General features: G+C 65.6%; 13 protein-coding genes and 1 pseudogene. 13 read left to right on the plus strand and 1 reads right to left on the minus strand.

Annotation, left to right across the window (positions count from 1 at the left end; genetic code table 11):
* From HMPREF1546_RS04820 to HMPREF1546_RS04870, 11 genes and pseudogenes are all read left to right on the plus strand, one after another.
* Nucleotides 1-210 (plus strand): annotated as a pseudogene (locus HMPREF1546_RS04820) (tRNA uridine-5-carboxymethylaminomethyl(34) synthesis GTPase MnmE); the annotation flags it as partial.
* A gap of 116 nt (nt 211-326) precedes the next feature.
* Nucleotides 327-908 carry a DUF1836 domain-containing protein gene (locus HMPREF1546_RS04825; RefSeq protein ID WP_021750440.1) on the plus strand — a complete coding sequence of 194 codons (582 nt, stop codon included), beginning with the start codon at nt 327-329 and terminating at the stop codon, nt 906-908.
* A 2-nt stretch (nt 909-910) separates the two neighbouring features.
* Nucleotides 911-1,783, plus strand: a complete 873-nt coding sequence (locus tag HMPREF1546_RS04830; RefSeq protein WP_021750439.1) for a DegV family protein — start codon at nt 911-913, stop codon at nt 1,781-1,783.
* An 89-nt stretch (nt 1,784-1,872) separates the two neighbouring features.
* Nucleotides 1,873-2,847: a 50S ribosomal protein L11 methyltransferase gene (gene prmA, locus HMPREF1546_RS04835; RefSeq protein WP_036630950.1), complete on the plus strand. Its 975-nt coding sequence runs from the start codon at nt 1,873-1,875 to the stop codon at nt 2,845-2,847.
* 28 nt (nt 2,848-2,875) lie between these two features.
* Nucleotides 2,876-3,871: a bile acid:sodium symporter family protein gene (locus HMPREF1546_RS04840; RefSeq protein ID WP_021750437.1), complete on the plus strand. Its 996-nt coding sequence runs from the start codon at nt 2,876-2,878 to the stop codon at nt 3,869-3,871.
* 138 nt (nt 3,872-4,009) lie between these two features.
* On the plus strand, nt 4,010-4,810 hold the full coding sequence (locus tag HMPREF1546_RS04845) for a ParB/RepB/Spo0J family partition protein (protein WP_021750436.1): 801 nt from the start codon (nt 4,010-4,012) through the stop codon (nt 4,808-4,810).
* A 127-nt stretch (nt 4,811-4,937) separates the two neighbouring features.
* The gene (locus tag HMPREF1546_RS04850; RefSeq protein WP_021750435.1) at nt 4,938-6,836 is read left to right on the plus strand and encodes a VanW family protein; all 1,899 of its coding nucleotides are present in this window, start codon (nt 4,938-4,940) and stop codon (nt 6,834-6,836) included.
* Nucleotides 6,837-6,955: 119 nt separating this feature from the next.
* On the plus strand, nt 6,956-7,615 hold the full coding sequence (locus HMPREF1546_RS04855; protein ID WP_036636562.1) for a TVP38/TMEM64 family protein: 660 nt from the start codon (nt 6,956-6,958) through the stop codon (nt 7,613-7,615).
* A gap of 79 nt (nt 7,616-7,694) precedes the next feature.
* Nucleotides 7,695-8,756, plus strand: coding sequence for an acyltransferase (locus tag HMPREF1546_RS04860; RefSeq protein ID WP_036629960.1), 1,062 nt, complete (start codon nt 7,695-7,697; stop codon nt 8,754-8,756).
* Nucleotides 8,757-8,766: 10 nt separating this feature from the next.
* Entirely contained in the window at nt 8,767-9,273 is a 507-nt protein-coding gene (lspA, locus tag HMPREF1546_RS04865) for a signal peptidase II (RefSeq protein ID WP_021748676.1), read from the plus strand.
* Nucleotides 9,242-10,159, plus strand: coding sequence for an RluA family pseudouridine synthase (locus tag HMPREF1546_RS04870; RefSeq protein ID WP_021748675.1), 918 nt, complete (start codon nt 9,242-9,244; stop codon nt 10,157-10,159). The genes lspA and HMPREF1546_RS04870 overlap by 32 nt, the downstream gene beginning before the upstream one ends.
* 18 nt (nt 10,160-10,177) lie before the next feature.
* On the opposite strand, the gene HMPREF1546_RS04875 is transcribed toward HMPREF1546_RS04870, so the two are convergent.
* The gene (locus HMPREF1546_RS04875; RefSeq protein ID WP_036629957.1) at nt 10,178-10,435 is read right to left on the minus strand and encodes a hypothetical protein; all 258 of its coding nucleotides are present in this window, start codon (nt 10,433-10,435) and stop codon (nt 10,178-10,180) included.
* Between the two features lie 94 nt (nt 10,436-10,529).
* Here HMPREF1546_RS04875 and HMPREF1546_RS04880 point away from each other — a divergent pair, with 94 nt between their 5' ends.
* The gene (locus tag HMPREF1546_RS04880; protein WP_021748673.1) at nt 10,530-10,733 is read left to right on the plus strand and encodes a helix-turn-helix domain-containing protein; all 204 of its coding nucleotides are present in this window, start codon (nt 10,530-10,532) and stop codon (nt 10,731-10,733) included.
* A gap of 13 nt (nt 10,734-10,746) precedes the next feature.
* Nucleotides 10,747-11,364, plus strand: a 618-nt coding sequence (locus HMPREF1546_RS04885; RefSeq protein ID WP_021751746.1) for an HAD family hydrolase, incomplete at its 3' end; no start/stop codon positions are given.

Consider the following 11,364-nt stretch of genomic DNA (forward strand, 5'->3'; position numbering starts at 1 on the left):
CTGCTGACCGACCGGCGGCAGGAGGACGCCGCCCGCCGGGCCCTGGACGCAGTCCGCCGGGCTTTGGAGGCCCTGGAGACCGGAATGACCCCGGATGCGGTGCTCACAGACGCGGAGGAGGCCCTGGACGCGCTGGGAGAGCTGACAGGCCGCACGGCGAAGGAGGAGATTGTCTCCCGCATTTTTTCCCGATTCTGTGTGGGAAAATAATTGCTAACAGAAAATGCAATACCGGACCCTGGAAAACGTGATTTACAAAATCAGATTTGCGTGGTATACTACCTCTGAATAAAAGCCGTGCCGCACGGCGGAAGGAGTGTATCCGCATGTATGATCTGACGGCCCTGCGGGAGAGGCTGCGGACCCAGCGCCCGGTGCCCTGGGACCAGCTGCCGGACTTCTCCCTATATATGGACCAGGTGCTCAGCTATATGGACCGGCAGGTGATCCGGTTCGACGAGGATGACGGCCTCACCGCCGCCATGGTGAACAACTACACGAAGAGCGGCCTGGTGCCCCGGGCGGAGGGGAAGAAATACAACCGGGACCACCTGGCCTATCTCACCGCTATCTGTGTGTTGAAGCGGGTGATGTCCACCCGGGATATGGATCTGCTGATCCGGGAGGAGCTGCAGGGGGACCGGCCCATCTCCGACGGGTACGCCGCCTTCTGCGGGAGCCTCAACAAGGCGCTGAACGCCGTGGCCGATGAGATGGAGGACCGCACCGGGGAGGAGGAGCTGGCGGATGCGGCCATCCACTTTGCTCTGATGAGCTACGCCGCCGGCGTGGCCAGCAGCCGGTATGTGACGCTGCTGCGCCAGCGGCAGGAGGCCCGGGAGGAGGCAGCAAGCGCCGCCCACGCCAAAAGCAAAGAACGGGCCAAAAAGGAAAAGGAGAAGGACTGAGCATGGATGATTTTGTGATCCTGACAGACAGCTGCTGCGACATGACCGCCCGGATGGCGGCGGATCTGGAGCTGGAGGTGCTGCCCCTGAGCCTGAATATGGAGGACCGGGTGTACCACAACTACCTGGACGGCCGGGAGATCGGCTTCCAGGACTTCTATGCCCGGCTCCGCGCCGGCGCCCTGGCGACCACCTCCGCCATCAGCGTGGGCGTGTTTGATGAGGCTATGCGGAAGATTCTGGATAGCGGCAGGGACGTGCTGTACCTGGCCTTTTCCTCCGCGCTCTCCACCACCTACCAGTCGGCGGTGATCGCCGCCGATGACCTGCGGGAGGCATACCCCGGACGGAAGATCTTTGTGGTGGACACGCTCAGCGCCTCTTTGGGCCAGGGGCTGCTGGTATACCTCTGCGTCCAGGAAAAGCGGAAGGGGAAGACCATCGACCAGGTCCACGTCTTTGCGGAGGAGACCAAGGCGAAGGTGTGCCACTGGTTCACCGTGGACGACCTGAACCATCTGAAGCGTGGCGGCCGGGTCAGCGCTGCGGCGGCCCTGTTCGGCACCATGCTGTCCATCAAGCCGGTGCTGCATGTGGATGACACGGGCCATCTGGTGCCCGTCAGCAAGACCCGGGGGCGGAAGGCGTCCCTGCTGGCCCTGGTGGACCGCATGGCGGAGAGCGCCGTCGACCCGGCGGGGCAGACCATCTTCATCAGCCACGGGGACTGCGAGGCAGACGCTGAGTTTGTGGCAGACGAGGTGCGCCGCCGCTTCGGCGTACAGGACATCTATATCAACTACGTGGGGCCGGTCATCGGCAACCACTCCGGCCCTGGCACGCTGGCCCTGTTCTTCCTGGGCAGCCGCCGGTGAGGCCGGACGGAAAAGCGTCCCTTCAGAGGGGCGCTTTTCCCTGGAGATCAAATATAATTCCGCTCCGGCGGAGAGATGAGGTGACGGCTGTGAAATGGCTGGAGGTACATATCGACACAAACCACACCGGACTGGAGCCGGTGGAGACGATGCTCTCCGCCCTGGGCATCGACGGTGTGGTGATCGATGACGAGACGGAGTTCGAGGACTTCCTGGAGAACAACCGGCAGTACTGGGACTATGTGGACGAGGATTTGCGGCAGGAGATGCAGGGCCGGTCCCGGATCACCTTCTATCTGGAGGCGGGGGACGAGGGCTTCGCCAAGCTGGGGGAGGTCCGCATCGCCCTGGAGGAGCTGAAAAAGACCCGGGACGACTGCGGCACCCTGCTGATGACCCTGGATGACCTGGAGGACGCCGACTGGGAGAACAACTGGAAGCAGTATTACAAGCCCATGGAGATTGGGGACCGGCTGCTGGTGGTGCCGGAGTGGCTGCGGGAGGACCCCAAGGTCCGGGCGGGCCTTGCCGCCGGGCGGGTGGCCCTGGTGTTGGATCCGGGCCTCACCTTCGGCACCGGCAGTCATGCCACCACCCGCCTGTGCCTGACGGCGCTGGAGAAGACCATCCGCGGCGGCGAGCGGGTACTGGACCTGGGCTGCGGCAGCGGCATCCTCTCCATCGCGGCGCTGAAGCTGGGGGCGGCCTCCGCCGCGGCGGTGGATATCGACGACAAGTGCCGGGACGTAGCCTATGAGAACGCCGCCCTCAACGGCATCGGGCAGGACACCTACACCGTCCGGATCGGAGATGTACTGGGGGACGCGGTTCTGCGGGCGGATCTGGGCGGCGGCTGGCAGATGGTGGTGGCTAATATCGTGGCGGACGTCATCATCGGCCTTTCTCCGCTGGTGCGGCCCATGCTGGCTCCGGGCGGACTGTTCCTCTGCTCCGGCATCATCGACGACCGGGCGCAGGAGGTGGCGGACCGCCTGCGGGAAAACGGCTGGGAGATCATGGAGACACGGAGCGCTGAGGGCTGGTTTTCCTATCTCTGCCGCTGAACAGGAACTAGAAAAGAGGGGATCGGATTTGAAAACGCTCGGCCGCCTGGATGGCTTCCTGGGCGGACACATGGCGCCGGTGGTGCTCTGCTGTGTGGCGCTGGGTATTGCCTTTCCGGAGGTGCTCTCCCACCTGAACGGGGTGACGGTAGGGCTGTTCGCCTTCATGACTTTTTCCAACAGCCTGGGCGGCGGCTTCCGGGAGCTGGCGCAGGTGGTCCGCCACCCTCTGCCGGTGGCGGTGATTTTCGGCCTGCTCCACGTGGTGATGCCCCTCATTACCCTGGGACTGGGGACGCTGTGCTTTCCGGACGCGCCGCTGTTTACCATCGGGCTGGTGCTGGAGTATGCAGTGCCCACCGGTGTGGCGTCCCTTATGTGGGTGGGCATGAGTCGGGGCAATACCGCCCTGTGCCTCTCGGTGGTGCTGCTGGATACACTCCTCTCCCCGGTGGTGATCCCCCTGACCATGAAGCTGCTGGTGGGCTCGGTGGTGGAGCTGGACACCTGGGGCATGATGCGGGACCTGCTGCTGATGGTGGCGCTTCCGGCTCTGGCAGCCATGGTGCTGTACCAGCTGACAAAGGGTGCCGTGGCGGTCACGCTGAAGCCGAAGCTGTCCCTGCCCGCCAAGGCGGCCCTGCTGCTCATCATCACGGCCAATGCCACCGGCTGCGCGCCCTTCCTCCGGAACCTGACACCGACCCTGGTGCGGGTGATGATCGTGGTGTTCTTCCTGTGCCTGTTGGGCTTTTTCCTGGGGTATTGGGCGGGGCGGCTGTTGAAGCTGGACTTCCCCACAGTGCAGACTGTCGCCCTCAACGCCGGGATGCGGAACATCAGCGCTGGGGCGGTGCTGGCCGAGGCCTATTTCCCCGGAGACGTGCTGTTTCCGGTGGCCTTTTCTCCGGTGTTCCTCCAGGCCACCACGGCCCTGATCGTGAAGGCCCTGCGGGCCACCAGGCCCGGCCGGGCGGATCAGGCGGCCTACGAAGCGCGCCTGGCGGAGGAACCGTCCCGGTAATGGAATATGCAGTGTTCGCATGGCGGCCGCCCAATGGGCGGCCGCTTTTCCTGCGGCGTGGGGGACGCCTCGACAGATTCCCCCTGCCTTTTTGGGACAGGACCTGTAAAATAAAGGAAATGAAACGGAGGTGGTCCCATGGACAGGCCGGAACGGAAGGTGCTGTGGCTCCCGGCGGCGGAAATCCGCCCCAATCCCATGCAGCCCCGGCGGACCTTTGAGGAGACGGGGCTCCGGGAGTTGGCGGAATCCATCCGCCGCCACGGTATCCTCCAGCCCCTGACGGTGCGGCGGACTGCGGCGGGCTGGGAGCTGGTGGCGGGGGAGCGGCGGCTGCGGGCAGCCGTGCTGGCGGGTCTGGAGACCGTCCCCTGCCTGGAGGCGGAGGTGGACGGGCGGGCCTCCGCCCTGCTGGCCCTTGTGGAGAATTTGCAGCGCAAGGATCTGCATTACCTGGAGGAGGCGGAGGCCATCGCCGCCTTTCTCCACCAGACGGGCATGACCCAGGAGGCGGTGGCGGCCCAGCTGGGCATGTCCCCCTCGGCTCTGGCCAACAAGCTGCGGCTGCTGCGGCTGTCCCCGGCCTGCCGGGCGCTGCTGGTGGAACACGGATTGACGGAGCGTCACGCCCGCTGCCTGCTGCGGCTGGAGGACGAGGGCGAGCGGCTGACCGCCCTGCGCCAGGCGGCGGCAAAGCACTGGAATGTGGCCCAGACGGAGCAGTATGTAGAGCGGCGGCTGGCAGCCCTCCAGACCGCGCCGCCCGCAGGACGGCGGACGTACATCATCAAGGACGTGCGATTGTTTTTGAACAGTGTGGACCGGGGGCTGCGGCTGATTCGGGACGCAGGTGTGGACGCCCGGACGGAGCGGGAGGAGACAGAGGACGAAATCGTTCTGACGCTCCGCATTCCGAAACAGCGTCGGAAAGAGGCCTGAAACTTCTGATTGTTACGGGATTGTAATCCATTTTCCAGAAAAAACGTGCTAAAATAAAATCCTGAATGCATAAGCTAGGACAGCACGGCTTGTCTGGGCGATCCGACAGAACAACAGGAGGGGCTTCATGGAACCGAATACGAACGAAGCCACCGCGCCGAAGCGGCTGAAAACCGGCGGCAAAAAGCCGATAATTATCATAGGAGTTATTGTGGCGGTATTGCTTGCCGCCTATGTGGGCCTGTGCGCCTATGCCAATTCCCAGGATATATTTTACCCTAACACCACCATCAATGGTGTGGACGTGGCAGGCCTCACAGCGGAGCAGGCCGCGGAGCGGCTACGGCAGGAGATTCCGGAGGAAACCGTAGAGTTTTATTTACCGCTGGCCGATGAGACCGGGGATGGGGAATCCGCGCCGGAGGGAGATATGCTGTACGGCGCAGACCCCGACGCCGTATGCACCTATCGGGAGCTGGGCATCACAGAGGAACTGGACTATGAGGTCAGTGCCCAATCCGCATTTGATGCCGTGCAGGGCCGGAGCAGCTTTTTTGTCAAGGGCTGGGAGTATCTTGCCTGCCTGGTCGGAGCAGATGGACAACTGGGCGTCGTGCTGGAGCCGGAGGAGGATATCTTCCAGGTAAAAATGGAACAGCTCAGTGAGCAGTTCTCCCGGGAGGCCCAGGACGCCTCCTACGAGGTGACGGAGGATGCCGTCGAAATCACAAAAGCCCTGAACGGACTGTCCGTGTCCGCCGCAGATCTTGCGCGGACTGCACAGGAAAGATGGACTGGCAGCGGCAATGGCGCGGCGGCCAGCGTGTTTGTAAACAACGCTCGGATCCTTCCCGCCAAGACCCTCACCGCCCAGGAGATCTACGACGATTGCTCCGGCGTGGTGAAGAACGCCTCCTATGACAAGGAGACGGGCGCCATCGTACCGGAGGAGGCCGGAGCGGACTTCGATGTGGACGAGGCCCAGCGGCTGCTGGACGCGGCCGCGCCCGGCGAGACCGTCACCGTCCCCGCCCAGGTGGAGCTGCCCGCCGTCACGGCGGAGGAGCTGGAGCAGGTGCTGTTCCGGGACGTGCTGGGCGAGGCCCGCACCCATGTGGGCGGCACCTCCGCCCGCCGGTCCAATGTGAAGCTGTCCGCCGCATCCATCAACGAGTATGTGATGAACAGCGGCGACGTGTTCTCCTACAATGACGTGGTGGGCCAGCGGACCGCCGCCCGGGGCTATCAGGCGGCTCCCGCCTATGTCCAGGGGGAGACGGTGGACGAGATCGGCGGCGGCATCTGCCAGACTTCCTCCACGCTGTACCTGGCCTGCCTGCGGTCCAACCTGGAGATCACGGAGCGGTACGCCCACCGCTACGTCCCCGCCTATATCACCGCGGGCATGGACGCCACGGTGTCCTGGGGCGGGCCGGACTACAAGTTCACCAACAACTCCCTGTACCCCATCAAGATCGTCACCATCTATGAAAACAATTACCTGACGGTCCGGATCCTGGGCACCAATGTGGACGGCACCAGCGTGAAGATGACCAACGAGCACCTCTCCACCACGCCCTATGAGACGGTGTATGAGGACGACCCCACCCTGGCGCCGGGCACGGAGAAGGTCAAGACCACGCCCTACACCGGGTACAAGTACCGGACATACCGCAATGTCTACGACGCCAACGGCAAGCTGATCTCCTCCGCTTACGAGGCCACCAGCGACTACAAGTCCCGCAATAAGGTGATCCTCCGGGGCCCGGCGGTAGAGCCCGCCGACGGCGGCGCCCAGATCCCAACGGACACCACCGATCCCACCAGCCCCGTAGAGCCGACGGAGCCCCAGGACCCTGATGTCCCCGCAGAGCCTACAGAACCCACGACGCCGGATAATGGCTGGACCATCCAGACGCCGGAGCAGGACGGCCAGCAGACAGCGGAAGGGCAGACCGGCACCGGGACCACTGGGGAGTCCGAACTTTCCACGGACGTCCTGCCCCAGGACGAACCCTTTGTATGACCGCCAGGGGAATTCTGTCACTATTTGCAGAAAGAGGCAGCCGGATTTCCGGCTGCCTCTTCGTCTTTTTCCGCCCGCCGCATATACTAGCCCTATCTGACGCGGGCGGGAGGACGGTCATGGAAAAACATGCCTTTCATGTCTGGCGGTACGGGGCGCCGCTGCTGGTGCTGGCAGCGGGCGCCGCCGCCCTCTGGCCGTTCCGCCATCAGTTGACGGCGGAGGCCATCGCCGCCTTTTCCCCCCGGCAGACGGTTCTGGCGGCGTCGTTCCTGGTGGGGCTGTACGCCCTCAAGAGCCTCTCCGTCTGCTTTCCCATGTCCGCCCTCACGGCGGCGGGGGGACTGCTGTTTCCCTTCCCCCTGGCGCTGGCGGTGAACCTCTGCGGCACCGGGGTGGCCCAGACCATCCCCTTTTTCCTGGGGCGGCGGGAGCAGGGGGGACTGGAGGCCCTGGCGGAGCGGATTCCCCGGGTGGCGGGCGTCTGCCGGGCCCAGGCGGAGAACCCGTGGCTGTCCGTCTTTCTGCTGCGGCTGGCGGGGGCATCGCCGGGGGACGTGGTGAGCCTCTATCTGGGGGCCTCCGGCACGCCCTACGGCACGTATCTCTCCGCCGGGCTGCTGGGCGGCCTGCCCCGGATTGCCTGCGCCACCGTGCTGGGCGGCGCGCTGTGGCAGCCGGGGAGCGGGCGCTTCTGGCTGTCCCTGGCGGCGGGCGGGGCGCTGACGGCCCTCTCCGGCGTTATCTGGCTCCTGTGGCGGCGCCGCAGGAGGGCGTGAAGCGGCGGTTGCTTTTTTCTGCCAAACCGTGTACACTGTTGTCGGCAAGCTCGATCTGTCCAATGAGGGAGATGGTCGGATGCAGACGCTGACACAGCGCCGCAGCGTGCCGGTGGACGCGGCCAAGACCGTTGCCATCTTCGGCACGCTGCTGATCCATGCCTCCGCCGCCGGGGGCTTTGCGGGAGCGCCGGGGTCCTTTGGGTGGACCTCCGCCCTGTTCTGGAACTGCCTGCTGCGCAGCGCGGTGCCGGTGTTCTTCCTGTGCAGCGGCGCGCTGCTGCTGCCGCCGGAAAAGGAGGTCACCGTCCGGCGGGTGTGGACGAAGTACATCCCCCGCATCCTGGCGGCCCTGCTTTTCTGGGCCGCGGCCTATGAGGGTGTGGAGCTGCTGCGGGGCTGGCGCACTGCGGGCGTGCTGGAGCGGACGGCCCTCCGGCAGGCGGCGCTGAATCTGGTGCTGTTCCATCACAAGAACCATCTCTATTACCTCCACATCATTCTACTGGTGTACGCGGTGCTGCCCCTGACCCGCCGCCTTGTGGCGGCGGCGGACCGGCGGCTGCTCAACTACGCTCTGGGGATCTGGTTCGTGCTGGGGTGTCTGGCCCCCACGCTGAAATTCTTCCCGCCCCTGTCCCTCGTCGGCGGCATCCCTGCCCAGTACCCCATCAACCTGACCTGGTGCGCCGTGGGCTATGGTGTGCTGGGCTATGTCCTGACTCAGGAGGCGCCCCGCCACAGGCCCCGGACCTTTGTTTGGCTGTATTTGGCGGGCACGGCGCTGACCTTCGGCCTGACGCTGGCGGCCTCCGTCAAAACCGGGGCGCTGTATCAGGTGTTCCTCCAGGGGAGCGCCCCCGGCGTCTGTTTGCAGGCGGCGGGGCTGTACGGCTTTTGCGCCGCCCGGTGGCAGGACCGGGACCGCTGGCCCATGGCGGAGACCGTCTCCAAGGCGTCCTTCTGCATCTACTTGACGCACCTGTTCTTCCTGGACTTCCTGGCGGGCAGGGGCCTCTCCGCCGGGACGCTGCCGCCCGTCTGGGGCGTGCCGGTGCTGGCGGCCGCGGCCTTCGGGGGCGGCTTTCTGGTATGGCTGGTCCTCCGGTGGGTGCCGGTGGTGAAAACCTATCTGATTTGAGGAGAAAACTATGCTGTATGCCCTTTGCGCCGCGCTGTCCCTGGCCCTGCTGGGCCTGGACCAGTGGGTGAAGCACTATGTCACCGTCAACATCCCCCTGGGGGAGGCCCAGCCCTTTCTGCCCGGGCTGGTAGAGCTGCGGACCGTCCACAACTACGGGGCGGCCTGGTCCAGCTTCTCCGGTATGCGCTGGCTGCTGGTGGCGGTCACCTCCGTCATTGTGATCGCGGTGGCGGTGGTCCTGCTCCGCCGGATCGTCCGGCACCCCCTGGGGGTGGCGGCGGGATTCCTGATTCTGTCCGGCGGCGTGGGGAACATCATCGACCGGGTGCGGCTGGGGTACGTGGTGGACATGTTCCACCTGGAGTTCTGGCCCTCCTACCCGGTGTTCAACGTGGCGGACATCTGCGTGGTGTGCGGCGCCGTGCTGGCGGTAATCTATTACCTATGGTTCTACGAGAAATACGACAAGAGAGGCAAGGCCCATGGAGACGCGGACGCTCCAAGTGAATCCTGAGGACACCGGCACCCGGCTGGACGCCTGGCTGGCCGGGCAGCTGCCGGACGTGACCCGCTCCGCCGCCGCCCGGCTGTGCGAGGAGGGGCGGGTCACCGCTGCCGGAAAGCCCCTGGCGAAAAACTACCGACTGAGCGGGGGAGAGGCCGTGTCCGTTACCCTGCCGGACCCGGAGCCGGTGGACGTGGCGCCCCAGGACATCCCCCTGGATGTGGTGTACGAGGACAGCGACGTGATCGTGGTGAACAAGCCCAAGGGGCTGGTGGTCCACCCGGCCCCCGGCCACCCGGACGGCACGCTGGTCAACGCCCTGCTCCACCACTGCGGGGACTCCCTCTCCGGCATCGGGGGGGAGCTGCGGCCCGGCATCGTGCACCGGATCGACCGGGACACCTCCGGCCTCATCATCGCGGCGAAAAACGATGCTGCCCACCAGAAGCTCTCCGCCCAGCTTCAGGACCACACCCTGGCCCGGATTTACCGCTGCATCGTGATCGGGAATCTCCGGGAGGACAGCGGCACGGTGGACGCCCCCATCGGCCGCCACCCGGCGGACCGGAAGAAGATGGCGGTGGTGGCGGGCGGCCGGAGCGCGGTGACCCACTGGTCCGTGCTGGAGCGGTTCCCCGGCTATACCTATGTGGAGTGCCGACTGGAGACCGGGCGCACCCACCAGATCCGGGTCCACATGGCGCACATCGGCCACCCCATTCTGGGGGACACGGTGTACGGGGCGAAAAAGCCCGTGCCGGGCCTCCAGGGCCAGTGCCTTCATGCGGTGGGGCTGCGGTTCCTGCACCCTCGGACCGGGGAGCTGGTGGAGCTGTGGTGCGACCTGCCGGAGGCGTTCCAGACCCAGCTGCGGAAGCTGGAGAACCGAGGATAGAACAACGCCGGGCCGCTCTCAGCGGTCCGGCGCGTTTGCACCCGGCAGCCGGGTGTCCGGCGGGTCCTGGTCCGGGGTGCGGGGGATCCACAGGGGGCAGGACTGGTCCTCCCGCCGGTCCTTCATGCGGGGATGGGCGCAGTGGCCCAGGCTCAGGGGCAGAAAGCACCCGTTGGGGGCGTTCCGGGCCTGCCGCCCGTCCCGCCAGATGTAGTGCCGGGTAAAGTGGCCACAGGAGCCGCAGTACACGTCATCCCGTTTCTCATATAGAGCCATTTTTATCACCTCATGAAAATTATATCGGCTACACCGATATAAGTCAATATCGCCTTCACCGATGCGGTATGTTATCGCTTGAGGTGATGGCATCATGTATTTGAGGAGAGTCAAGGAACTGCGAGAGGATTCGGACACACCGCAGAAAGTGATCGCGGAGTATCTCGGTGTGAAACAGAACACCTACTCAGACTACGAAAACGGAAAGATCAAGATACCGCTGGAGGTCTTTTTCAAATTGGCAGATTACTACAAGGTCAGCTTGGACTATTTAGCGGGCCGCACAGACAAGCGATAGAAGGAGGGCACCCATGTTCACAGCCATTCTCTGGGACTACGACGGCACCCTGGCCAACACGCCGGTGAAGAACCTCGCCGTCACCAGGGCCGTCCTTGGCCGCCTGGACCCGGCCCTGCTGGACCCGCTGCCGGAGGCGCTTTCCTCCCTGGCCGCCTATCAGGCCGCCAACTACCGCTGGCGCAACTGGCGGGAGCTGTACCAGCACGCCCTCCGCGTCCCGGCGGACCGGCTGGACGAGGCGGGGGCCCTGTGGGGCCCCTGCCAGCTGGCGGACCGGACCCTGCCGCCCCTCTTCGGCGGGCTTTTGGAGGTTCTGCCCCGTCTGGCCGCCCTGGCCCCCATGGGCATCTGCTCCCAGAACGACAGCGGCAACATCCGCGCCGCCCTGGCCGCCCACGGCGCGGCGGACTGCTTTGCCGCCATGGTGGGCCACGCGGACGTGGACTTCGCCCGTCAGAAGCCGGACCCCGCCGCCTTCCTGGCCTGCCTGGACCGGCTGGGGCTTCGGGAGGGGCGCTTCGCCTACATCGGGGACCACGCCGGGGACATCGCCTTCGGCCGCAATGCCCAGGCGGCCCTGCGGGCCATGGGCCGGGCGGCGGAGGTGGTCTGCGTGGCCGCCGCCTGG

This window comes from Oscillibacter sp. KLE 1745, assembly GCF_000469445.2.
Classification (GTDB): domain Bacteria; phylum Bacillota; class Clostridia; order Oscillospirales; family Oscillospiraceae; genus Oscillibacter; species Oscillibacter welbionis.

Excerpts from the sequence above, each read along its gene's own strand:
- HMPREF1546_RS04825 (WP_021750440.1), top strand. The coding sequence starts at position 327 with ATGTATGATCTGACGGCCCTGCGGGAGAGGCTGCGGACCCAGCGCCCG.
- HMPREF1546_RS04830 (WP_021750439.1), top strand. The coding sequence starts at position 911 with ATGGATGATTTTGTGATCCTGACAGACAGCTGCTGCGACATGACCGCC.
- HMPREF1546_RS04845 (WP_021750436.1), top strand. The coding sequence starts at position 4,010 with ATGGACAGGCCGGAACGGAAGGTGCTGTGGCTCCCGGCGGCGGAAATC.
- HMPREF1546_RS04850 (WP_021750435.1), top strand. The coding sequence starts at position 4,938 with ATGGAACCGAATACGAACGAAGCCACCGCGCCGAAGCGGCTGAAAACC.
- HMPREF1546_RS04855 (WP_036636562.1), top strand. The coding sequence starts at position 6,956 with ATGGAAAAACATGCCTTTCATGTCTGGCGGTACGGGGCGCCGCTGCTG.
- HMPREF1546_RS04860 (WP_036629960.1), top strand. The coding sequence starts at position 7,695 with ATGCAGACGCTGACACAGCGCCGCAGCGTGCCGGTGGACGCGGCCAAG.
- lspA (WP_021748676.1), top strand. The coding sequence starts at position 8,767 with ATGCTGTATGCCCTTTGCGCCGCGCTGTCCCTGGCCCTGCTGGGCCTG.
- HMPREF1546_RS04870 (WP_021748675.1), top strand. The coding sequence starts at position 9,242 with ATGGAGACGCGGACGCTCCAAGTGAATCCTGAGGACACCGGCACCCGG.
- HMPREF1546_RS04875 (WP_036629957.1), bottom strand. The coding sequence starts at position 10,435 with ATGGCTCTATATGAGAAACGGGATGACGTGTACTGCGGCTCCTGTGGC.
- HMPREF1546_RS04880 (WP_021748673.1), top strand. The coding sequence starts at position 10,530 with ATGTATTTGAGGAGAGTCAAGGAACTGCGAGAGGATTCGGACACACCG.